This is a genomic window from Peribacillus sp. V2I11, assembly GCF_030817135.1.
GTDB lineage: Bacteria > Bacillota > Bacilli > Bacillales > DSM-1321 > Peribacillus > Peribacillus simplex.
The window spans coordinates 4,731,120-4,754,969 of record NZ_JAUSYW010000001.1 but is presented as its reverse complement, the minus strand read 5'-3'; the positions used below and the strand labels follow the sequence as shown (position 1 = coordinate 4,754,969).

At 37.7% G+C, this 23,850-nt stretch carries 22 protein-coding genes and 2 pseudogenes; 10 read left to right on the top strand and 14 right to left on the bottom strand.

What is annotated here, in order from left to right; genetic code table 11:
• The first annotated feature begins 95 nt into the window (after positions 1 to 95).
• Positions 96 to 1,010: a YitT family protein gene (locus QFZ73_RS23280; RefSeq protein WP_307271217.1), complete on the top strand. Its 915-nt coding sequence runs from the start codon at positions 96 to 98 to the stop codon at positions 1,008 to 1,010.
• A gap of 181 nt (positions 1,011 to 1,191) precedes the next feature.
• On the opposite strand, the gene QFZ73_RS23275 is transcribed toward QFZ73_RS23280, so the two are convergent.
• The 5 genes from QFZ73_RS23275 to QFZ73_RS23255 form a co-directional block, all read right to left on the bottom strand.
• Complete coding sequence (locus QFZ73_RS23275) at positions 1,192 to 2,550, bottom strand: IS1182 family transposase (protein WP_307269942.1); 1,359 nt, start codon at positions 2,548 to 2,550, stop codon at positions 1,192 to 1,194.
• A 313-nt stretch (positions 2,551 to 2,863) separates the two neighbouring features.
• Positions 2,864 to 3,058 (bottom strand): cold-shock protein, encoded by a 195-nt coding sequence (locus QFZ73_RS23270; RefSeq protein WP_034307294.1) that lies wholly within the window; start codon positions 3,056 to 3,058, stop codon positions 2,864 to 2,866.
• 880 nt (positions 3,059 to 3,938) lie between these two features.
• Positions 3,939 to 4,145 carry a cold-inducible protein YdjO-related protein gene (locus QFZ73_RS23265; protein ID WP_251437654.1) on the bottom strand — a complete coding sequence of 69 codons (207 nt, stop codon included), beginning with the start codon at positions 4,143 to 4,145 and terminating at the stop codon, positions 3,939 to 3,941.
• 125 nt (positions 4,146 to 4,270) lie between these two features.
• A complete protein-coding gene (gene recQ, locus QFZ73_RS23260) occupies positions 4,271 to 6,400 on the bottom strand; it encodes a DNA helicase RecQ (protein WP_307271211.1) in 2,130 nt (709 codons plus the stop codon).
• A 154-nt stretch (positions 6,401 to 6,554) separates the two neighbouring features.
• The gene (locus QFZ73_RS23255) at positions 6,555 to 7,352 is read right to left on the bottom strand and encodes a LysM peptidoglycan-binding and 3D domain-containing protein (RefSeq protein WP_307271208.1); all 798 of its coding nucleotides are present in this window, start codon (positions 7,350 to 7,352) and stop codon (positions 6,555 to 6,557) included.
• Positions 7,353 to 7,609: 257 nt separating this feature from the next.
• On the opposite strand from QFZ73_RS23255, the gene QFZ73_RS23250 reads away from it, so the two are divergent.
• The 4 genes from QFZ73_RS23250 to QFZ73_RS23235 all read left to right on the top strand — a co-directional run bounded on the left by QFZ73_RS23250 (position 7,610) and on the right by QFZ73_RS23235 (position 9,491).
• Positions 7,610 to 7,843 carry a spore coat associated protein CotJA gene (locus QFZ73_RS23250; protein ID WP_251437657.1) on the top strand — a complete coding sequence of 78 codons (234 nt, stop codon included), beginning with the start codon at positions 7,610 to 7,612 and terminating at the stop codon, positions 7,841 to 7,843.
• Complete coding sequence (locus tag QFZ73_RS23245; RefSeq protein WP_063234474.1) at positions 7,844 to 8,110, top strand: spore coat protein CotJB; 267 nt, start codon at positions 7,844 to 7,846, stop codon at positions 8,108 to 8,110.
• A 12-nt stretch (positions 8,111 to 8,122) separates the two neighbouring features.
• Positions 8,123 to 8,692, top strand: coding sequence for a spore coat protein CotJC (gene cotJC, locus QFZ73_RS23240; RefSeq protein ID WP_251437658.1), 570 nt, complete (start codon positions 8,123 to 8,125; stop codon positions 8,690 to 8,692).
• A 535-nt stretch (positions 8,693 to 9,227) separates the two neighbouring features.
• Complete coding sequence (locus QFZ73_RS23235) at positions 9,228 to 9,491, top strand: hypothetical protein (protein ID WP_056529736.1); 264 nt, start codon at positions 9,228 to 9,230, stop codon at positions 9,489 to 9,491.
• A 33-nt stretch (positions 9,492 to 9,524) separates the two neighbouring features.
• Here QFZ73_RS23235 and QFZ73_RS23230 read toward each other — a convergent pair whose 3' ends face one another.
• The 4 genes and pseudogenes from QFZ73_RS23230 to QFZ73_RS23215 form a co-directional block, all read right to left on the bottom strand.
• Positions 9,525 to 9,674 (bottom strand): hypothetical protein, encoded by a 150-nt coding sequence (locus QFZ73_RS23230; protein ID WP_088090641.1) that lies wholly within the window; start codon positions 9,672 to 9,674, stop codon positions 9,525 to 9,527.
• Positions 9,675 to 10,473: 799 nt separating this feature from the next.
• A complete protein-coding gene (locus QFZ73_RS23225; protein ID WP_307271192.1) occupies positions 10,474 to 11,346 on the bottom strand; it encodes a CvfB family protein in 873 nt (290 codons plus the stop codon).
• Between the two features lie 104 nt (positions 11,347 to 11,450).
• Entirely contained in the window at positions 11,451 to 11,603 is a 153-nt protein-coding gene (locus tag QFZ73_RS23220; protein ID WP_307271188.1) for a hypothetical protein, read from the bottom strand.
• 22 nt (positions 11,604 to 11,625) lie between these two features.
• Positions 11,626 to 11,952: pseudogene (locus QFZ73_RS23215) on the bottom strand (response regulator); the annotation flags it as partial.
• A 325-nt stretch (positions 11,953 to 12,277) separates the two neighbouring features.
• Between QFZ73_RS23215 and QFZ73_RS23210 the strand changes: the two are divergent.
• Positions 12,278 to 13,468 (top strand): alanyl-tRNA editing protein, encoded by a 1,191-nt coding sequence (locus tag QFZ73_RS23210; RefSeq protein WP_251437663.1) that lies wholly within the window; start codon positions 12,278 to 12,280, stop codon positions 13,466 to 13,468.
• 442 nt (positions 13,469 to 13,910) lie between these two features.
• Here QFZ73_RS23210 and QFZ73_RS23205 read toward each other — a convergent pair whose 3' ends face one another.
• A complete protein-coding gene (locus QFZ73_RS23205; RefSeq protein WP_251437664.1) occupies positions 13,911 to 14,324 on the bottom strand; it encodes a hypothetical protein in 414 nt (137 codons plus the stop codon).
• 157 nt (positions 14,325 to 14,481) lie between these two features.
• The gene (locus QFZ73_RS23200; RefSeq protein WP_307271178.1) at positions 14,482 to 14,604 is read right to left on the bottom strand and encodes a hypothetical protein; all 123 of its coding nucleotides are present in this window, start codon (positions 14,602 to 14,604) and stop codon (positions 14,482 to 14,484) included.
• A 141-nt stretch (positions 14,605 to 14,745) separates the two neighbouring features.
• Between QFZ73_RS23200 and QFZ73_RS23195 the strand changes: the two genes are divergently transcribed.
• A complete protein-coding gene (locus QFZ73_RS23195; protein WP_251437666.1) occupies positions 14,746 to 15,267 on the top strand; it encodes a GNAT family N-acetyltransferase in 522 nt (173 codons plus the stop codon).
• Between the two features lie 39 nt (positions 15,268 to 15,306).
• On the opposite strand, the gene QFZ73_RS23190 is transcribed toward QFZ73_RS23195, so the two are convergent.
• Both QFZ73_RS23190 and QFZ73_RS23185 read right to left on the bottom strand, forming a co-directional pair.
• The gene (locus QFZ73_RS23190) at positions 15,307 to 17,565 is read right to left on the bottom strand and encodes a HelD family protein (RefSeq protein ID WP_307271172.1); all 2,259 of its coding nucleotides are present in this window, start codon (positions 17,563 to 17,565) and stop codon (positions 15,307 to 15,309) included.
• Between the two features lie 532 nt (positions 17,566 to 18,097).
• Positions 18,098 to 18,262 carry a hypothetical protein gene (locus QFZ73_RS23185; protein ID WP_307271169.1) on the bottom strand — a complete coding sequence of 55 codons (165 nt, stop codon included), beginning with the start codon at positions 18,260 to 18,262 and terminating at the stop codon, positions 18,098 to 18,100.
• Between the two features lie 633 nt (positions 18,263 to 18,895).
• Between QFZ73_RS23185 and QFZ73_RS23180 the strand changes: the two genes are divergently transcribed.
• Positions 18,896 to 19,135, top strand: coding sequence for a hypothetical protein (locus QFZ73_RS23180; RefSeq protein WP_307271166.1), 240 nt, complete (start codon positions 18,896 to 18,898; stop codon positions 19,133 to 19,135).
• A 204-nt stretch (positions 19,136 to 19,339) separates the two neighbouring features.
• On the opposite strand, the gene QFZ73_RS23175 is transcribed toward QFZ73_RS23180, so the two are convergent.
• Positions 19,340 to 19,741, bottom strand: a complete 402-nt coding sequence (locus QFZ73_RS23175) for an RDD family protein (RefSeq protein ID WP_251437678.1) — start codon at positions 19,739 to 19,741, stop codon at positions 19,340 to 19,342.
• A gap of 338 nt (positions 19,742 to 20,079) precedes the next feature.
• On the opposite strand from QFZ73_RS23175, the gene QFZ73_RS23170 reads away from it, so the two are divergent.
• Positions 20,080 to 21,699 carry an ABC-F family ATP-binding cassette domain-containing protein gene (locus tag QFZ73_RS23170; RefSeq protein WP_251437680.1) on the top strand — a complete coding sequence of 540 codons (1,620 nt, stop codon included), beginning with the start codon at positions 20,080 to 20,082 and terminating at the stop codon, positions 21,697 to 21,699.
• A gap of 894 nt (positions 21,700 to 22,593) precedes the next feature.
• Positions 22,594 to 23,748 (top strand): annotated as a pseudogene (locus QFZ73_RS23165) (IS1182 family transposase); the annotation flags it as partial.
• Positions 23,749 to 23,850 lie beyond the last annotated feature (102 nt).

The window sequence follows — 23,850 nt, the reverse complement described above, 5'->3', positions numbered from 1 at the left end:
GGAATATATTAATCAAGAATGTTAATTACTTTATTTAATTATACCTATAGGTTTATAATTAAATAGAACTTATATAGAGAGAAGGAGTGGGGGGCATGATTATGTCAGACCTAGCGGGTGCAAGTACAACAGAAATTATGCAAAAGAAGACCCAGCATAAAAAGTTAACACTGAGACAAATATTACAGAGAGGTCTATTAATTACAATCGGTGCGGTTTTGATGGCTGTCGGCCTCGAGATTTTTTTAGTGCCGAATAACGTAATCGACGGGGGCATAACGGGTATATCGATTATGTTATCTTACATCACTGGATGGAAGCTCGGTATCTTTCTTTTCATTTTGAATCTTCCTTTCTTTTTTATCGGTTATAAACAAATCGGAAAAACCTTCGCATTATCTACTCTTTATGGAATTTTAGTCCTTTCCATTACCACTACATTGCTTCATCATGTACCAGCTTTCACTCAAGATATCCTCCTAGCGTCCGCTTTCGGCGGAATGATTCTTGGCATTGGTGTTGGAATGGTCATTCGATATGGCGGCTCATTGGATGGTACAGAAATACTTGCCATACTCGCTAGCAAGAAGCTTCCTTTTTCCGTTGGGGAGATCGTGATGTTTTTTAATTTATTCATCCTTGGCAGTGCGGGCTTCGTTTTCTCGTGGGATCGTGCCATGTATTCGATCATAGCTTACTTCGTGGCATATAAAACGATGGATATCGTCATCGCAGGTTTGGACGAATCCAAATTTGTTTGGATAATCAGTGATGAATTTGATGATATCGGCGAAGCCATTATGAATCGCCTTGGACGGGGCGTAACCTTTTTAGCTGGTGAAGGTGCTTATTCTGGTGATGATAAAAAAGTCATCTTTTGTGTAATAAACAGGCTTGAGGAAGCTAAACTTAAAGAGATAGTCAAAAGCTTCGATCCATCTGCATTTCTTGCCGTAGGGGATATCGCGGAAGTTCGAGGCGGTCGATTCAAGAAAAAAGATATCCACTAATCATTCACTTGCTTTTTGCCGCATCTGATAGCAAAAAGATAAAAAAAGCTGAAGGGGAATCCCCTTCAGCTCAGTTTGTAGACAAAAGGGGTTCGGAATTAAAAAATTCCGAACCCCTTTTGAAATTCCCTTTTAAATTTTGACCAAAGGTTAAGAGATTTGGGCTCTTCGAGCCACTATGTTAAGCCATTTTATGACCTTGCCATGTCCACGTGGCCATCTTCTTTAAATTAATGGCAGCGAAAGTAAGCATCGCTTGCATCGACAATTTTTTAAGTCCCCTTAAAGTAGTCCATCGCATACCATGCTTTTCTTTTGCATCTGCGAATACACGCTCAATCGTTTCTTTGCGTTTCGCATATATAGGTTTTACATCTTGATGGTGACGCAGATGATCTGCTTCTTCCACATATGCTTGCCAGATATGCCGTGTCACTACTTTTTGATGGTCTTTGCTTTCTGTACACCGTGATAAAAAAGAGCATGTTGCACAAATTTGTTTTGGCGATTTGTACTCGCGATAGCCCTCTTTATTTGTTGTTGAGTACTTTAAAGTTTCGCCCGAAGGGCAAAGGTAACAATCAAAGTGTTCATCATAAACATAGTCATGTTTGCGAAAGAATCCTTCTTTTGTACGAGGACGTGTATAGGGTAAAGCAGGTGTAATTTCTTTGTTAAATAGGTAGCTTGTAATTGCTGGTGTTTTATAAGCTGCATCTGCGGCAACTGCTTCTGGTTTTCCAACTTTCTCAATCACTTGCTCAACAAGTGGTTCCAAAATATGACTGTCATGTGTATTACCAGGTGTTACAATCGTTCCCAATACAAAACCGTTGCGGTCTGCGGCCGCGTGGAATGAATAGGCAAACTGTTTTGTTCGTTCATCTTTCACATAGTAGCCACTCTCAGGATCCGTAGTACTTTCTTTAATTGCTCTGGTTTCTTTCTTATCAAATTTATCTGGTGGAAAAGGTTTCTTTCCATGGTTTTCACGATCTTGATTTATTTCATCTTGAAGACGTCCTTGATATGCTCGTGTTTCTTTGCGTACGATTTTCTTTTCAAATTTGCGCTTATTCGCATTGGCTTTCACATGTGTGGAATCGACGAATACGTGTTCAGCACTTATTAACTTTCTATCAGCAGCTGTTATTAAGATGCGATAGAAAATCTGTTCAAACAGGTCTGTATCTTTAAAGCGTCGCTCATAATTTTTCCCGAACGTTGAGAAATGAGGTACTTTATCATGGAAACCATAGCCTAAGAACCAACGGTAAGCCATATTTGTTTCAGCTTCTTCAATCGTTTTACGCATGGAACGAATACCGAAGGTATATTGAATGAATGTCAGTTTAACTAAAATAACTGGATCAATACTTGGGCGTCCTACCTCTGAATACATATCTTTCACCAAGTCGTAAATGAAAGTGAAGTCAATGGAAGCCTCCATTTTACGAACCAAATGGTTCGGTGGCACCAGTTGATCTAAAGTAATCATTTCAAGTTGATCTCGCTGAATAGAATCATGTTTCGAAAGCATCCTCATCACCTCAAGTTTTAATAGTTCTATTTTAAAACAAAAAAGACTGTAGGCAAAAGGAGTTCTATCTAAATTTTTAAACATAGTTGATTGGAACGGAAGGTACGAGACTCCTGCGGGAAAAGCGCGTCTAGGGGAGACCCCGCAGGCGAAAGCCGAGGAGGCTCCCCGACCGCCCGCGGAAAGCGAGTGCCTGGAGTGGAAATCAACGTCCAAATTGTACAAGCCATAAAAATAGACAAACTCGATTTTCATCGAGTTTGTCTACAGTCTGAGCTGAAGGGGAATCCCCTTCAGCTTTTTTTATACAGCCTTAATAGTTTCTTGGATTGTTGATAGCTTGAAGCATTCTGGTGCCAGGTTTCATCTCACTGCTACATAACGGACAAACGTGTTCATCATTACTTGTAAAGTTATCGCGAATCCAACCTTTGCAATCTTCTGATGTACATTCCCACACCTTTGTTTCTTCAGGAATGATTTCTTCCGTATTATTTCTTCTATACATGTATCTCACTCCTTAGAATTGAATTGACTCCGTCCTGAATAACAGATCACAAGCCATAAAGATAAAAGAAGAATAGATGGCGTTTAATCTAAATTGTGAGTAAATACCCATTCGCTAATCTAAGTTTTGATAATTGTCCTTTCATTCAAACTTTTTGAATGGGAAGAACTTGAGATTACGACATGAATTTTTAATATCTCTTTATCCATTATATCATATATATGCTTTATATATTTGAGTAAAGATTCTAAATAAGAAATGATTCCTTTAATGTCTGTTCTAATCCAGATAAAAAATGAAACACAGTCCCTGACTTACCCTTCAAGATAATAGAGACTGCGCTGTTTAAGAATCCATTCCATATGGTTCTTCCTGCTCGCTCGGTGAACATTTCAAAGCGAATTGAGCATGAGAGTAATTTTTAGTGCCAAAACCTAAAACAATGAAAGCCCTGCCTCTCTCCCATCCATACGGTTCCTAGACCGTGCCTGCGAGAATCAGATAAAAGCTTGTAAGTACATGTTTATTAATTAAAACCGTCCGTAATTCCAATTGGGTAGATTAAATTCCAAAAGATAAATGGTACATAGAAGTAAGTTAATGAAGAACAGAAATGGATCGAGGAAAATACTTGGTGATTACATGTATTTCTTTTTTCTAGATGTGTTTAACTTGTTTCTACTTCATCATGAAAATGATGAAAAATTATTTTATTAATAAAAATGTTACTTTAAATTACCCTCCAGTGCATCCTTTTCATAACACTGAAATTTAATAATACCATACATATTTTTATATGTAAAGCATTAATCCAGAATGAAACCACTCCGGCATACTTCATTCTTAAAATAAAAAATAAAGAGGCTATGATTCACCTCTTTTATTTAAAAGCATTATACTCATTTTCAATTTTGGGAAGTTCCCTGACTTCCTCAACTAATTGACTTCCACACATTGGGCAATCAAAGTTTTCCGAGGCAAAATCTTTTCTCATCCAACCATTGCAATCTGCTGATCCGCACGCATATACTATCGTATCTTCCATAACGATTTCTGGTTCCTCTGAATTCTTTTTACCAAAATACATGAGCAACCTCCTCTTTTTATATATAGACTCTGATTAAAGGCGCGAAAATTCACCTTTTTATCATTCCTAGTATACGCATTAAACCAAATTCTTATTTATTCAATGAAGAAATTAACCAAAAAACCTTAACACCTTTCGTTTTCCAACCCCGCTTTAACCAAGATCGCTTTAATCATGAAGTAGGAAATATTCTCAGGCAGTACTTCTTTTAGTGGTTTCAATTTTTCAGAATCCAATTGTTTCGCAGTTTCCAAAACAAGATCATACTCTTCATCCAAGAAAATCTCTTCCCATTTGATATCCAAGTGTTCTTCTGCACACTTTAATAAATGATTTTCAATTGAAATGGAAGACAGCCCTCTCAATGTCCCAATTTCCTTTATTGATTTGCCTTCCTGATATAAGCGATAGCTTTCTAAGTGAGAAGGTTTAGTAGCTCGCTTTACCGTTTCCTTTGTAACCATAGTATTCGTTTCTAATTCAGGATGTGCCTGTACATACTGGGAAATCCCCTGTAAGAACACGGATCCGAAGCGTTCGAATTTCTGCATGCCTACACCTTTAACTTCCAGGAATTCCTCTTCCGTCCTCGGCAGTTTGAGGGCCATATCTTTCAAAGATGCATCGGAAAAAATAATGAATGGAGGTACATTTTCCTTACTTGCCAATTCTTTTCTTAACTGTCTCAACTCTTCGAACAATCCATGATCCGCACTGATGCTGCTTACTTTTTTCATTTCCTTACGCAGAACTTTTTTCTGTCCCAATAGCACTTCCCTGCCAGCATTGGTAACCTTGAGGACCGGAAACTGGCCGCCCGTCATTTCGATGTACTGTTTCGCTGTCAGGAAATCAATAAAGTCACCTACATCCTTCGCAGATTGATCATTGATGATTCCATAGGTTGAAAGCTTCTGGAATCCGAACTCTTCAATTTTCTTATTGCGTGATCCCGTAAGCACTTGGGAAATCATCGTTTTACCGAATCGCTCACCCATCCGTAACATGCATGAAAGGACCATCTGTGCCTGTGTAGTCACTTCAACAGAGTCACGTTTATCTGTACAATTTTCGCAATGACCGCAATCTTCAGGGTTTTCTTCTCCAAAGTATCGAAGAATGAAGGCTTGCAAGCACCCCTCGGTAAAACAATAATCCTTCATTCTGTTCAATTTTTTCAATTCCTGGGATTGCCACTCCTGCGAGGGATTTGATTGATCAATCAAGAAACGCTGTATCTGCATATCCTGAGGGGAATATAAGAGGATACATTCACTTTCCAAACCATCCCTCCCTGCACGGCCCGCTTCCTGATAATAACTCTCCATGTTCTTTGGGGTTTGGTAATGGATGACGTATCTAACATTCGACTTATCGATTCCCATCCCAAAGGCAGATGTCGCTACCATCAAGGGAACGTCATCACGAATGAATTGGTCTTGCTGTTCCGAACGGTCTTGTTCATTCATGCCAGCATGGTATCGACCTGTTTTGAATCCGGCTTTAACAAGCTTGGCATACAAGGAATCGACTTCTTTCCTAGTGGCTGCATATATGATACCCGATTCATTTTTGTTTTTCTCTAAATAGCGCATTAAAAACCGGCTGCGATTTTCTTCTTTCACTACGGAAAAGAACAAGTTATCTCTGGAAAATCCCGTTGATATTGTATGCTCCCCTGATATTCCGAGCGACTGACAAATATCATCGGTCACATTCGGAGTGGCTGTTGCCGTTAATGCCAGTACAGTCGGAGAAGATGGCATGTTTTTCAATAAGGTTTTGATTTTTAAATAGCTTGGTCTGAAGTCATGACCCCATTGAGATATACAGTGGGCTTCATCAATGGCTACCAATGAAATGTCCACATTAAATAAATCCTGTTGAAATGCAGGATTTTCCAATCGTTCCGGTGCCACATAAACCAATTTATATCTTCCTTGCTTAATATCGTTCATTCTATTGGATGATTCTAACCCAGAAATGGAGCTATTAAGAAATGTGGCATCAATCCCGTTTTGTTCGAGGGCATCTACTTGGTCCTTCATCAAGGAAATAAGTGGGGATATCACGAGTGTTATACCAGGTAACAAAAGGGCTGGAATTTGGTAACATATCGATTTACCTCCGCCAGTAGGCATGATTCCTGCGGTGTTTATTCCTCCCAACACCTGTTCGATAATCTGTTCCTGACCTTTTCTGAATGACTCATAACCAAAATGTTCTTGTAAATACTTACGTGCTTTTTCCATCAATTTACTACTCCTCCTCTTTACCTTGTAAGGATTTATAAGGATCTATTACTTTCATTGTACCTGCTTTTCCCGTGAACCAAAAGGATAAAAAAAGCAGACACATTATGTCTGTGTCTGCTTTTTTCAATATATTAACATGTTTTGCATGGTTAAATTAATTCAGGATTTGCACTTTAACGTTTTTAACGCCCCAATTCACGGCATCCTGTTCGTTTGGAACAAATATGTCCACTCTATTTCCTTTGATTGCACTGCCTGTATCGGCTGCCGTTGCGTAGCCATAACCTTCAACATAAACCTTTGATCCTAGTGGAATGACTGAAGGGTCCACGGCAATCACTTTTGCATCAGGATTAGCTTTCAAGTCCACTCCTGTGGCTGTTGTTCCGCTGCAGCCTTGACAATCAGCCGTATAGGCGGTTGCACTAACAGTAATCTCTTTCCCAGATTCTGCTTGATCTTGGGATTCATTGTTTGTGTCTGCTGGTTCTGATTGTTCAACCGGCTTTGTTTGTTCTGCTGGCTTTGATTGTTCTACTGGTGCAGCTTGCTCTGATTTCTGCGCAGGCCCTATACTCGCCGCTTCGACTTTGTTAGCCGCTGGTTTAATGATTAGTTCCTGATTCGGATGGATAGTATCTGAATTTAAACCGTTCCAAGATTTAATATCATTTACAGCTACATCATATTTGTCTGCAATTTCCGATAATGTGTCCCCTGATTTGACTTTATAATGCTTTTCTTGAGAAATATGTATAGTTTCCCCGACATAAATCGCGTCTGAAGACAAATCATTCCAAGACTTAATATCTTCTATTGATACTTTATATGTTTGAGATATCCCCCATAATGTGTCTCCATCTTTCACTTTGACATCTTCTGCTTGTACCGGAATTGTGAATGCACCGGATATTGCAGCCGCTGCCGCTAACGATAAGATTGATTTTTTCATATGTTGTTACCTCCTTGTGAGCTGCTTTATAAGCTACGAGTTAAATCTTAACATAGTTTTTTTCTATACAAAGAACAAACAGATAAAGAATAGATGACAAACATCACAGTAAGATAACGGGACTATAACAAGATTTTATAATATTCTAAAAAAACATCATTTTCCAGATAATTTCCTTTCCAGACCAGGGGAGTCATATTATGCATTACCCAGGCATAAAAATTAAAGGCTATATCTTTACAAAGGAGGTATTTTTTGTGACTCGCGAAAAGACTTTTACCTTAGTTAAGTCATATAAACCTTTCCATAGTAAATTCGATCCGTGCCCGCCTATTGGGAGAAAGTTCTACAGGACACCTCCTAATTTGTATATTAATTTTCAACCGCCGAATTTGGAGCAGTTCACACCGGAGGAAGCTTTGAAATACGGTACACTTTGGAAATTCTTTTATGATTTTTATGATAATCCATATCGGGAAAGGGAGACATAAATGAATAAGAAACTGGATGATGAATATTATCAGTTGCTTGAACAAATACAGGCTGCGGATTTCGTACTTGTCGAGTTGACTCTTTATTTGGATACACATCCTAACGATCAGCAAGCATTACAGCAATTCAATCAATTTCATGAATACTCCAAACAATTGAAATCGGTTTTTGAGCCTAAATATGGTCCATTATTGGGTTTTGGAAACAGTCCAGGCGGTGAAAATAAATGGGAATGGGGCCAAGGCCCTTGGCCATGGCAGGTATAAGGAGAGATATCTATGTGGGTTTATGAAAAGAAGCTGCAATATCCAGTTAAAGTAAGAGACTGTAATCCTCAATTGGCAAAATATTTAATAGAACAATACGGAGGTGCTGATGGCGAGTTGGCTGCAGCACTCAGATACTTAAATCAACGATATACAATTCCTGATAAAGTGATTGGCCTGCTTACGGATATCGGAACGGAAGAATTTGCCCACCTGGAAATGATCGCCACGATGATTTATAAGCTTACAAAAGACGCCACCCCTCAGCAGATGGCTGCAGCTGGCCTTGGTGACCATTATGCCAATCATGATAGTGCCCTTTATTATCATGACGCAGCAGGAAATCCATTTACTGCCACATATATCCAAGCCAAAGGCGATCCCATTGCAGATTTATATGAAGACATCGCCGCTGAAGAGAAGGCCAGAGCAACTTATCAGTGGTTGATCGACATCTCGGATGATCCTGATATCAATGATTCACTCAGGTTTTTGCGTGAGAGGGAAATTATCCATTCGATGAGGTTCAGGGAAGCAGTGGAGATTTTAAAAGAAGAAAAAGGTAAAAAGAAGTTTTTTTAATGAAATTCACATAAAAAGCAGCGGAGAAAATTTCAAGATATATTAGATACAGGAGTAAGGATAGTAAGGAATGATATTCCTACTGTCCTTTTTTTATGTATACATAAAGATTAGTTATACATAGTAATTTAAGTTAATATACGATATTATCAGAACATTAGTTCTATAATTGAATGTTATTTCTTTTGGAGGAGAGTGTAGCCTCGTTCCGAGGTAGGACTCCACAAAACGATAGTTCGAGGGCATTACCTAAAAATGAATGCTTAGCTTAATAAAAGGGCGTGATACATATTTCTAAGATACAACAAACACCAATAGATAAATGGCGTGAAATGATATCTGTAAGAAAAGCTATAACAGACAATGGGGTTATGTATTATTTAATGGATGAAAACTTTAATTTCATACCATTTGTAAAAGACTACCTCAATGTGATACAAGCAAGAGCAGTACATTTACTCATTGGTTTACCTTTAAGTTGCTAGAAGTAAATTCAGCGCATTGGTATTCCCTGACTTTCTTTGAGTGTGGGGTGTTGAGAAAGTATCTTGCTGAAAAGATCGAGACTTATCTTTTTATTCAGCTACCTAAGCCAAGTGAGTATCCAAATGTTTTAAAAATTTCTGCTGGAGATTACTGGTGTATCCAAAATAACGGCTGGTCTATTGATTCTGCTACTGAAATTTTTAGTGAGGAATGGATATCTGATGACGAGTTTTTTGTCACCGAATCTGAAATTTATGGGAATAATAAACTCTATCATCAATTGAAAAAAGAACTTCGAATAAGAAAAACATAGGGAGATTTTAGTCTTCCTATGTTTTCATTCATATTATTTATCTGTTTGTTTTTGCTTCTTTTTCAAATACTCCGCACGTATTTTTTCAAGTTGCTGCTTTTTATCAAATTTGGCAGGCGTCTGTTTTTCATGAAACTTTGTCACAGCTACCTTACCTTTGGTATCCAATTGATATTTTCCCACTTTGTTCACCTACTTTTCTTGTCTTTAAAGAGAATCTATTCAATAAATATAATATACCTTATTTTACTGAAGTAAACCTTATTACTTTATTAGTGTACTGCTAACTTTGCATATATCAGTAAAAACATTAAAAACTTAGTAAAATAATTCATCGCCAAATGGTATTCATTTCATTGCTATAATCAAAATAAAATGCCTTGACACTCTGCATAAGCCTCAATAATTCTATTTCTTGTTTGTTCAGCTCTTTTCTAAAGGTCCAATTGTTCGGTAAATAAGGTTTAAAATATTAAAACAATCTAAGTCTACTCCATCTTTTAAATGGTTCTTAATGCTAATAACCATTACGTTCTCGATGATTTCAAATTTAGGTTTCTGAGGGGAAATATTGTTTTTTTTTGCAAAGTCTTTTTACTACTTGTTCAAAAAAATCTATATCCCCAATCTTTTTCTCCAAAAAATCACCCCTTGTTATTAACTTTTCTACTTATATCTATCTTAATCCAAATATTACCTTATTCAACTAACCTGCCCCGATAGTTTAAGTACATTTCTTCACAATCTTATAACGACATTAATATAAATATCCATTTTTTTGTTTAGGAGTCTTATTCCATTAAATGGCACGATTGCGGAACAAAAAATTCCTGCATATCAAATACAGGAATTTTAATCAAACTTTATTGTAAATTATTTAACTTTTTTACAAATTATCAGACTTTATTTTAAATCGATACAGGCTTTTATTATCAAGCGCTAACGGGCTCTATATATTTTTAATTAAAAGCCGCTGCCTTTTTCATTTACGGTCTGAAGAATATGTCCATCCATCTTCCTGGTAAATCTTTTCTTCCTTCATCAGTTTACCGAGAGCACGCTTGAACGCTCCCTTACTTAAACCGAAGTGAAACTTGATATCATCAGGTGGCGTTTTGTCGCCATAAGGCATTGCACCGCCGCGATTCATTAAATATGTAAAAATGACATCAGCATCTTCCCCCATTAGATCTTGTTTAAAAGGGATTAAAGAAACGTTAAGCGTTCCATCTTCTTTACTATCAATGACGCGCCCTTCAACTAATTCACCAAGACGGGGCTCTTCCTTGCGTTCACTTTCGTGAATGAAACAGCGGTATCCTTCTTGTGAAATAAAGAAAGACCCAACCATAAGCAAACGATAGACATTTCCTTTAATACTGGTGTTTCGGACTCCTTTTAAAGGAGCTGTCACTGCAATCTCCTGAATTACATCTTCCGTTGCAAGTTTACCAAACAGGCGGTCATTACGATCTGTCTTAAGGGATACATATAGACGATCACCAACCTCAGGCCATAAACGATCAATATTCGGAAGGTCGTCCAGGGATACAAGAATATCTTTGGAAAGACCGATGTCCACAAAAACACCCAGTTTCCTTTTCACATTGACAACTTCCGCCCAGCCATACTGATCAATCTGAATTTCGGGTATCTTCATTGTCGCTGTTAGCCTTGCTTGTTTATCATGGTAGATGAACACAGTTACTTCATCTCCAAGTTCAAGTTCCGTTCCTTCATTCATTTCATTATGATGAAGTAAGACATCTTCTGAACCGTCCGTTAAAAACCATCCGAAATCAGCCTTACGTTCCACTTCTAACTCTACAGCCAAACCGGCCTGAATTTTTTGCATGTATTCATATCCTCCTGTAACTTACCTTTACCTACAATTGTACCCAATTATTTATTTTTCCATCATATTTGAATTTATCATTTTTTTGTTGTTCTGTATACCTATTACGATTTTTTATTTTTTACCCTTTTCGTCTTCATGTAATCCTGCGGGATTAGCATCTGTCCTTGTTTACCGTTACTTAACATGGTATGCATGATCACTTTGGATAATTGGCTCGGTTTATAAGGTTTAACTAAATAATCCTTAGCTCCCAAGGAAATTCCCTTCTCCCTTACGTCAAGTGCGGTCGATACAAAAACGGGAAACCTCATTCAAGTCAGCGGATCCTTTTAATTCCCTCAGGATCGTCCTTCCTTCCATCTCTCCCTCTTCAAGAAGGATATCCAGTACTATGGCATCAGGAGATGAGGTTTTTAGCTTTTGAAATGCCTTTCCACCACTTTTGAAATAGCTGACGTGGAAGCCACTGTCCATCAATTCATATTTTAGCAGTGATTCTTTTGGGATACCTAAACCCTCATCCTGGATATCTATGGAAAGCATATCGTTCCTGCTATATATAATGAGAGAGATCCTGCCCCCATCCGGAGAATATTTGATTGAATTGCTTAACGGGTTAAAAGGCTTGTTCGATTTCTAAGCGATCCCCTAGAATCATTTAAATCCTTGGTTTCGATATTGAGCCGAATATCATGCTGTGCTGTATTTATTTCTAAATGTTCAATTACCTTTTGAATTATGGAATGATTTCCTCATATTTTTTTAAGGGTTAGTCTATAAATAAAATATTGCCATCTTGCACAATTTATTTAAAATTCGTCATAAAGTTTACTTATTTACCTGACTAATCTTCTAAACCCGCAATTTCAAACTCAGGTATTTCGGTGATATAATTTAATGATCAACTGAAAGGAAAAAGAAATCATTCATGACAAAAAAATTGTATTACACATCCCCCAAGACTTCCCAATGGGATACCAAAATTCAGAGTACCTTTGAAGAAAATGGCTTTTACTACATCACTCTTGAAGAAACCGCTTTTTATCCCGAAGGGGGCGGTCAGCCAGCAGATACTGGTAAAATAGAAGGAATCACCGTTCTTGACGTTATAAAAGGCAATGATGGAAAGATTCTTCATAAGACGGAGAGGCGGCCAGATTCAGAGGTCGTTTACTGTGAACTTGATTGGTCCCGCCGCTTCGATCATATGCAACAGCATAGCGGCCAGCATTTACTCTCTGCTGTCTGCAGGGAACTGTTCGACTCTAATACGGTCAGTTTCCACCTTGGAAAGGAATATTTAACGATCGATATAATGTCAGGATTTCAATGGACTCAAGTACATACGGCTGCTGCTGAAAAGCTAGTTAATCAATATATCATCGAAAATCGCGAAATACTTATCTATTACGTGACAAACGAGCAATTACAGACACTTTCTGTCGTCAAAATGCCTAAAGTGTCTGAGAATATCCGTATTGTTGAAATAGAAGGAATTGAATATAACCCTTGCGGTGGAACCCATGTAGGGCGTACCGGTGAGATTGGCTTAATAAAAATTTTCAAAACGGAGAAGCAGAAAGAACTTACCCGTCTCTACTTTAAGTGCGGCTTCAGGGCATTGAACGATTATTCCGAAAGTCTAGGTATTATTTCAGCATTATCGAATAAATTCAATACCGGACGTACAGAGATTCTTAATAGGGTAGAGAAACTGGAAAATGACTATAAGCAGCTGCTATCGGCAAATGAAAACTTAAAACGTGAAAATGCAAATTTTCTTGCTGACTCCCTGCTTACAGAAAATGGAGGGGGATTCATCTCTCAAATTTTCGAAGATTGCTCAATGAAAGAACTGCTATACCTTGCAGGTAGGATTGTAAAAAAGGAAAAGGTTACCGTATTATTAGCATCACGTAAAGAGCAAAAGGTCATCCTTTCGCACAGTGGGGTCATTCCCTTTCATTGCGGACAATATTTCAAAGCTGAACTCAGTTCGTATAATGGAAAAGGCGGAGGGAACGAACAGACTGCACAAGCAGGTTTTGCGTCACAAAATGACTTACATGCATTTTACCAATACACAGTTGAAAAATTAGGCCAAAATCCTGGCGTATAAAACCGATGCGTAATGGCCGTTGGCATTCTGATGAACATGAAAATTATGACTTTTCGGAATAAGAAAAAGAGGACAACTTTATGCCCTCTCCAGACTGTAGCAAACTCGAAGAAAAGCGAGTTTGCCTGCAGTTTTATTTAATAAACGTTCCAGTTGATTTCAGAAATCCGCTCCCTTTCCGCCGACTGTCTGCCAAGCCGCATCAAAGCAAGCGTCTGTGGGGTCTCGGCTAACCAGTTATTCGGCAGGAGTGTCACAAATTTCTTCAATCTAGTGAGGTTTCATCCCATATAAACCAGGAAAAGTCATGGAGTATAACCTAGTCTTGTTATAATATTATGATAATCATTCCCTCGAAAAAATAGTAAAAGGGAATGAAACATTCTGAACCTCATTTTGTATAGAAACTGGAGAGAAAGGACAAATTAAGTCCTCTCTCTTTTTATTCTTCTATTTTCAATTTCACTAATCCGTGTTCTTCAATATGAAGATGATATTTTTCTTCGAGCTCCATAATACGTTTAAACGCTTCCTCCTGATTGTATTCATGGTTTTCCGACTCATCGGCAAACTCTTTTCTAGCCATATGATAGGCAAGCTTATCCCTGAACACTCCTTCTTCATACTCATCTATGACTTCATGAAGTTGATCCTCCAACTCTCTGCTCAAATCATAAATTTCATATTCCTTCACAAACTGTACTCCTTCCATGCCGAAATCTTTGGCAAAGGAATTGAGATACTGTTCCATCTCACTGAATTCTTTATTATCTTCAGTATCGGAAGCAACCCAATATCCGTACTGAACCATTTTGAATAATGTTTCATACTGTTTCTTGGTAAAATTGATTTTCATTGTCGGTACTCCTTTTCCGGTTTCCTTACAACAAAAAGAATAAACCGCAATGGAACAAAAGTCCAATGCGGTTTATTCTCATTCCAATATTTCCGTTACAGAAAAATAAGCTGCTTTTTCCGTATCTACGACATAATGGCAATCTCCTTTAACTAAATTATAATAACGGTGCTTTTGAATATTTGAGATCATTTGAGATCATTTGAGTTGAGTCATCGCCTTCTACCTCATGCTCCAGTTCTTTGCCGCCCGGAAAATAAAAACCAACTTTCAATTTCATCTTTCTCATCCTTCCCTTCATCTGGTTGAATCACTCTTTTATTTCTTATCCTTTCTCATGCGGTTATAAACATAAATAAAATGCTTATTCACTTTTTCCATGATATTCTAGGGGAAAATACAAAATCAGAAGGTGTTTTTCATGAAGATAAGGAAAGCCACAGAAGAAGATGTTAATGGAATAGCAAATGTACATATAAACAGCTGGAAAACGACTTATAAAGGAATCCTCCCGGATCAATATTTGTTTGCCATGAATCTGGAAGCCAAAAAGAAAAACTGGCTAAGAAATTTAAAGATGCTGCATAATGCCACCTTTATAGCGGAGAACGCCAATGGGGAAATCATCGGTTTCGCTGCCGGCGGACCTGAACAAACGAATGATCCGCATATTCAAGGTGAAGTATATGCCATTTATTTTTTAAAAGAATATCAACGACAGGGACTCGGCCGAAAAATGATAAAAGCCGTCATACATGAGCTTATGAAAATGGAACATAAAAATTTAATAATCTGGGCATTAAAGGATAATCCTTCATGCGGTTTTTACAGAGCCATTGGCGGACAAGTGATAGCTGAAAAAAACGTTAAAATGGGAGGCATCGAGCTCATCGAAGTCGGTTTTGGGTGGGAAGATATCAAGGATGTCCTTTTGTATTTGTGAGTGTTTCCCGGAGGGTGGTTACATTCCACCCTCCCCCTCTCATGTCTCGATAAGGAAAGCCTTTTTCTCATTACCTAAAAAATAAAGCCGGTGCAATGGCCTTGTCATTGTGACGTACAGCAGTTTGATATCAAGCTCATTTCCATGGCAATACGCTTCTTCCAGGGATATTGCAAATACGACATCGAACTCTAGACCTTTGGCTTGATAGGAAGGAACAATCAACGTTTTATCTTTAGGGATGTTTCCCGCTTCATCTATTAAATGGAAGCCTTTATGAAGTCCACTTAGTTTCTCGTTTGCCAGTTTGCAATCTTTCATCGTTTTGGCAATAACGGCAAACGTTTTAAAACCTTCTCCTTTAAGGCTTGCGATAAGTTCGATGAGCTCTTCTTCCCAACCTTCCTTTTCAATGGAAATGAATTCTGGATCCTTGCCATGTCGGACTACAGGTTCAACTTCAGGGAAATCATAAGTTAACAACTGAAGTATCTCATTGGCTTGTTTCATTATTTCAACAGTTGTTCTGTAGCTTTTTTGTAATTCAGTATACGTCGCCCGAGGGAAAATACGACTGTGAACCTCTTCCCAAGTTTGAAGTCCGCGGTATGAATGGATGCCTTGTGCAAGATCGCCTACAAGTGTGAACATATCGGTATCAACTGCCGTCTTGAGTGCCTGTAACTGCATGAAGCTATAATCCTGTGCCTCATCAATGACGACATTTTTTGCTTTGTTTTCTTTGTCGACACCAAAAAGCCGCTCCTGAAGATACAATAATGCACCTAAGTCCTCCATCTCATAACTTTTAGCCGAAAATAATTTATGATTATACTCACATAAAACTCTGGCAGCTTCAATAGTAAGTTTACCGTTGCTGTAAGAGGCAAGACGTTCTGGATCTTGGTATAATTCCTGATAGTAATCCAGGAGATCTTTACTTTTAAATTGTTTAAAATAGCCCTTTACAGAAGAACGGATCGCCTTTTTGATCTGTCCCATCCTTTCCTCTTTTTTATCGAGGCATTTTGTAACAAATTCCTTACGTATGACTGGATCGATATTTTTATAGAGAGCCTTCTCAATTTTGGCCTCATAAAAATCAACAACACGTTCAAGCATTAGTTTCTTTTTCAATTTCACTTCATTTTGTAAAATGGCCTTCAGTTTGTCCAGCCTGCTGTATAACGGTAAATACCAATAATCCTCTTCCAATAATCTAATGAACTTCTTAGCGGAATAGAGGCGATATTTATCACAATAAAAATCAGCATCCGGATGAAAGCCCCTGAAAATATCCTTTACATATTCGTCCAATATATATTTAAAGGCAGGGGAGCCCTTAAGACCTGATATCCAGACGGCTGAATTGATTCCTTCATCATCCTTTTCCAGCAATCGAGTTAATTTATCATCCGCTACAAGCTTCACTTGCTTTCCTATCGCTGCCTGAACATACTCGGAAAATGTGAATTGTTTTACCTTTTCGACACCCAATTCAGGTAAAGCTTCAGATATGTAATCAATGAAAACCCGGCTAGGAGCAAGAATCATTAATTGTCGCGGATCGAACAAGTCTTTATAGTGATAAATGAAATAAGAGATCCTATGTAAAGCAATTGTAGTTTTACCACTGCCAGCTGCGCCCTGGACAATGATCGGTTTATTCAAATCTGCACGAATGATTTTATTTTGTTCTTCCTGGATCGTGGTAATGATATCCGTTAATCGATTGCTGGAACTTTTAGATAGGGATTCCTGCAACAATTCATCCGTTGTTGTCAAATCAATGTCCCTTATCTCCTCCAAGACACCTTCTTCTATCATAAGCTGTCTTTTTAAAGTGATGTTCCCGCTAAATGTTTCCCCTTCCGCTTCATATTCAATTTCACCAATCCGTCCCTCATAATAAAGGTTTGCAATCGGTGATCGCCAATCGACGATGATCTGTTCCTGGCTTTCCCTCTGATAAAGTGATGTTTTTCCAAAATAAAGGACTTCGCCACTATCACCGTCATTCCTTTCAAAGTCCACTCTTGCAAAGTAGGGCTTTTTACTTGCTTTGCGTAAACTTTCAAGTTCGGTTTTGGACATTTCAAAAAAGTTGGCCGTCGTCAGCAACTGAGAATATAGGCCTGATTCAGACCAATCGGCATCGCCAAAAGCTTCTTGCATATTCCGCTGAAATTGATCTTTGCTTGTTTCTGATGTTTTGATGACTACATCCATATAACGTTTCGTAAAATCCAGCCGCTGTCGTTCATGTTCAAAATCAGGATGATTTCCCAATAAAACCACTTCCCCTTCCTTGTCTTTTTATCAAATTTAATAAAATGCCGAGCTAAGACGAAATGGACATTTATACTATCAGAAAAGCTAATTATTGACAAATCTGGAGACATAGAATTATATAGTTGAAATTTACCTTTCATGTTATTTCATATAATTTGAAGAATAAAACATATATTCCAGTCTGGATTTTGCTATAGTGTGCTGACTTATGAAAGAGCATTCAAAATGCTTTCAGTAGGGAAATTATTGAAAACTTTTCTATAAATCCGAAAGAGAAATATATAATAATTACATCTTGGAAAATGTCATTACCATTCTGGGAGTAGGAAGTTTATTTCTATTTCATCAGATTGATATCACTTTATCCGATACAATTATGTTAATGGCAATTATACAATTCTCTTTATTCATAAAGAGATGCAGTGAATTTATTGTATATCAAAAAGATGTCAAACCCCTCAAGCAAGCCATGGAACAAATGAACCCTTCCCTGCTCTCCCTACAAACCGCCTACACGACTGCACAAAAGTTTCCGTTGTTAGTATGCAGGCAAACCCTGATCGTGCATTTTATGGGCAACCATACTTGTTATTTTATTTATATATTGGGAAAAACTGAATTCAGGCACTTTGGTGCTATTGGGATTGATCGTTAGTGTATTTACGTCTGTGATGCACGCTTTAATTGACTTTTTCTTATCCATGAAAGCCCCGCCCTATAATCAGTGAACTATCCAAGCGGGCAGAAACCTTGTACGGGGAAAATGGAAAGCTCCAAAGTAATGTTTTTATAGGCATTCAAACAAAACTTCTGGCTAGTTCTATATTTCTGGATTTTTTTCCCACCCTATTATTCAGTTTGCTTTTAACAGTTATTCTAGATGTAAGAGCCGTATCCTTTTTGGGGGAATTTTCCGTAACACCGGGATTATTTTTCTTCATTATCCTACTTATCGTTATTGGAGGAGTATATCTTCTTCCCGATCATGCCCTAGCACCCATCCATACGCTAAAAAAAGGCAGATCAACTTTTCAAAAAGGGAAATTTCACGCTCTCGATCATAGAAAATATAATATGGGCCGGGAATTATTAAAGCTGTTTAATGTGACCCCTACGACTACAACTAAAAATCAAGGCTAGCTTTAATGCTTCAATAATATATGGCCATCTTGATTCTCTTGGAATGATCAACACTTCCATTAATGTGCTCGATTATACCTTTCTATTACAATTGACATCAACTCTTAACTTAAATAACGCTAATTTAATGTGTTATTGGAAACTCACATTATATACTTAATTACAATTACATAACTTTTTTAAAGTGGGTACTGTCATGGAAATAAATGAAAGAACACCAATGCTATCCCCTAAATTAATCCATGAACTTGAAATTTTATCATCCAAAACAAATATGCCTGTTTCTGAATTACTGGAAATATCTGTATTATCGCTGCTAGAAAAAGTGAATAATACCAAAGAACTGAATGTTGGACTCAATAATAAGGAAATGATTTTAAGAAATAAAATCATCATTAATCAAAATAAAGAGGTTTTGAATAACCAAAGCACTTGACTATATAGGTTAAGTGCTTTTTGGTTCCTAACTGCGACTTTTTTAATGGATAAATATTCTATCGTGGTTTCCAATGTAATATAAATTGCTTAATATGCCCTCCAATAAAGTAATCATCAAAATTCCCTACATATTTTAAAAATTATATCGGTTTTGAGTAATTTCGCATAAAAAAAAGCAGCTATTAAACTGCTTATCAATTAATCATGGTTTATTTGATGTCACGTATGTACCTGCTATGAAATCATGTATCGCTCTATGATCTTTCCTTAGGCCGACCATGAATGCACTAACTATAAACCCTATCCCTATTGTAATGACATAAACCAAAGCAGCAACTAAATACCTCAATAACATTGTGCCAATGCCTAATTTTTTGCCATCCATCCTTACTATACGTATTCCCATAATCCTTTTACCCACTGTATAGCCATACCATAGTATCGGGACAATCAGCATGTATAGAAAGTCGAAGAACGTTGAAAAGTTTTCATTTTCCCAATCTCCAGTAATCAACCCGAAAATTATCGCTAATGGTAAAGATACTATTATGCCATCCAATAATCCTGCTAAAAAACGTTTCCAAAAACCTACTGAATCACTCATATACGATCCTCCTGATGTGTTAGTTACAGTTACCTATATTACCAATTATAATGTTGATGCGTAATGAGTCTTTATACCTATAAATTTTTCAAAAAAAATAAAACATACTTTATACGCGACAATTTATAAACAAAATCAAGTTCTTTTGTAATTTTTGCTTATAAACGTTTGTTTTTGCTAATCTGCCTTTAATTTTCATACAAAATAAGATACAATTTAACGAGCGGCATTTAAAAAATTATTGGGCATAAACTGCTGTTTGTATGAATCAGCGTAAAACTAATGAAACAAAGTGTTGGACACGTTGAAACAAAAGTATTTTGGAGGAATGTAAATAAATGATTACTGTAAATAATGTTGGTTTACGCTATGGCGATCGTAAACTGTTTGAAGATGTTAATATAAAATTCACGCCTGGTAACTGCTACGGTCTGATAGGTGCAAATGGTGCGGGTAAATCCACGTTCTTAAAAATCCTTTCCGGTGAAATTGAAGCGCAATCCGGTGATGTCCATATGGGGCCTGGCGAACGCCTTGCCGTTCTAAAACAAGATCACTTCGCTTATGAAGAGGAAGAAGTCCTAAAAGTTGTCATTATGGGACATGAAAGATTATATGAAGTCATGCAAGAAAAAGATGCCATTTATATGAAGGAAAACTTCACGGACGAAGACGGAATGAAAGCGGCCGAGCTTGAAGGTGAATTTGCCGAATTAAACGGCTGGGAAGCTGAACCTGAAGCTTCCATTCTCTTAAAAGGCCTTGGGATTACAGAAGACCTGCATACAAAGAAAATGGCTGAATTGAACGGTGGCGACAAAGTTAAAGTATTGCTTGCCCAGGCACTATTCGGTAAACCGGATGTTCTATTACTGGATGAGCCTACCAACCACTTGGACTTAAAAGCGATCAAATGGCTGGAAGAATTCTTGATCAACTTTGAAAACACAGTTATCGTAGTTTCCCATGACCGTTACTTCCTTAACAAAGTTTGTACACATATTGCGGATCTCGATTTCGGTAAAATCAAAGTTTATATCGGTAACTATGACTTCTGGTATGAATCAAGCCAGCTTGCCCTTAAATTGACTCAAGATGCCAACAAGAAAAAAGAAGAAAAAATCAAAGAGCTTCAAAATTTCATCGCTCGATTCAGTGCCAATGCATCCAAATCAAGCCAGGCGACATCCCGTAAGAAATTATTGGACAAAATCAGCTTGGATGACATACAGCCTTCTTCTCGGCGCTATCCATATGTCGGCTTTTCACCTGAGCGTGAAATCGGGAACGACCTGCTTCGTGTAGATGGAATCTCGAAAACGATCGATGGCATAAAAATATTGGATAATGTCAGCTTCACGATGAATAAGGGTGACAAGATTGCTTTTGTCGGTAAAGATGAGATTGCCAAAACAACAATGTTCAAAATCTTGGCAGGTGAAATTGAACCGGATAGCGGCTCATTCAAATGGGGCGTTACGACCTCTCAGGCATACTTCCCTAAAGATAATGCCGAGTTCTTTGAAGGTGTCGATTTAAGTCTTGTCGATTGGCTCCGTCAATATTCTCCTAATGACCAGAGCGAAAGCTTCCTGCGCGGTTTCTTGGGCAGAATGTTATTCTCTGGCGATGAAGTCACGAAAAAGGCAAGTGTTCTTTCAGGGGGCGAAAAAGTCCGCTGTATGCTTTCTAAAATGATGTTAAGCGGTTCGAACGTGCTAATGCTTGATGAACCTACTAACCATCTAGACTTAGAGTCAATTACGGCATTGAACAACGGTTTGATCAGCTTTAAAGGATCAATGATCTTCTCTTCTCATGATCATCAGTTCATCCAAACTATAGCGAACCGAATCATTGAACTTACACCAAAAGGTACAGTCGATAAGCAAATTAGCTATGATGAATACCTTGAAAATAGCCAATTACAAAAACAAGTGGCTGAAATGTACAAATAATACTTTTATGAAAGCACATCCTGATTGGATGTGCTTTCTTTCGTTCCCGATACTTGCTACCTGCATTTATTTCATACCTTTAATGCATGGAAGGAATAAATAACACGTTGCAGTAAATATAATAATATTCCCCGAAAGATGAGCGCTGAATAATTTCATCGATAAAAAGGTATATTGGTAAGGAAGGAGTGAGTTAGAATTGGATGGTCATACAGTGAAAAATATTTTTGATGATGCAGGATACCTTTTTTTATATGATAAATTCAGTTATCATTTTTATGTATCCGGATTGTTCGACTTAGTGGATCAAGAAAAAATAATCTCGGATTTTTTAAATTCTTATGGATTCGATGATAAAAATCCTCTCTTTTTTGACGACTTTTCCTTTTATTTTAATTGCTTTCATTATTCCCACCAAAAACAAAAGATGATAAATTACTTGAAAACCGAGTATGACGAACATATATGTTAAATACAAAAGGCCAGATAAACTGATCCGGCCTTTTTAAACGAGCACGATTCAAAAAAAGGTAAGAGCAAATAAGTGCTCTTACCTCAGACTGTAGACAAACTCGATGAAAATCGAGTTTGTCTATTTTTATGGCTTGTACAATTTGGACGTTGATTTCCACTCCAGGCACTCGCTTTCCGCGGGCGGTCGGGGAGCCTCCTCGGCCTTCGCCTGCGGGGTCTCCCCTAGACGCGCTTTTCCCGCAGGAGTCTCGTACCTTCCGTTCCAATCAACTTTGTCTTACCTTTTAGATAGAACACTTTTGCCTGGAGTCATTTTTGTTTTAAAATAGAAGTATTAAAACTTGAGGTGATGAGGATGCTTTCTAAACATGATTTATTCAGCGAGATCAACTTGAAATGATTACTTTAGATCAACTGGTATATACCTTCGGTATTCGTTCCATGCGTAAAACGATTGAAGAAGTTGAAACCAATATGGCTTACCGTTGGTTCTTAGGCTATGGTTTCCATGATAAAGTACCTCATTTCTCTACGTTCGGGAAAAATTATGAGCGACGCTTTAAAGATACAGACCTATTTGAACAGATTTTCTATCGCATTTTAATGACAGCTGCTAATAAAAAGTTAATAAGTGCTGAACACGTTTTCGTGGATTCCACACATGTGAAAGCCAGTGCGAATAAACGGAAATTTGAAAAGAAAATCGTTCGTAAAGAAACACGAGCGTATCAAGGACGTCTTCAAGAAGAAATCAATCAAGATCGTGAAAACCATGGAAAAAAGCCTTTTCCACCAGATAAATTTGATAAAGAAGAGACCAAAGAGATTAAAGAAAGTACAACGGATTCTGAGAGTGGCTACTATGTGAAAGATGAACGAACAAAACAGTTTGCCTATTCATTCCACGCGGCCGCAGACCGCAACGGTTTTGTATTGGGAACGATTGTAACACCTGGAAATACACATGACAGTCAGATCTTAGAGCCACTAGTTGAACAAGTGATTGAGAAAGTTGGAAAACCGGAAGCCGTTGCCGCAGATGCAGCTTATAAAACACCAGCGATTACAAGCTACCTATTTAACAAAGAAATCATACCGGCTTTAGCTTATACACGTCCTCGCACCAAAGAAGGATTTTTCCGCAAACAGGACTATGTATACGATGAACATTTTGATTGTTACCTTTGCCCTTCGGGCGAAACTTTAAAGTACTCAACAACAAATAAAGAGGGATATCGCGAGTACAAATCGCCAAAACAAATTTGTACAACATGCTCATTTTTATCTCGGTGTACAGAAAGCAAAGACTGTCAAAAAGTGGTGACACGGCATATCTGGCAAACACATGTGGAAGAAGCAGATCATCTGCGTCATCATCAAGATGTAAAACCTATATATGCAAAACGTAAAGAAACGATTGAGCGTGCATTCGCAGATGCAAAAGAAAAGCATGGTATGCGTTGGACTACTTTAAGGGGACTTAAAAAATTGTCGATGCAGGCGATGCTTACTTTCGCTGCCATTAATTTAAAGAAGATGGCCAATTGGACATGGCGAGGTCCAAAAATGGCCTAACATAGTGGGCTCGTAGAGCCCCAATCTCTTAACTTTAGGCGAAAATTCAAAGGGAATTTCAAAAGGGGTTCAGAATTTTTTAATTCCGAACCCCTTTTGTCT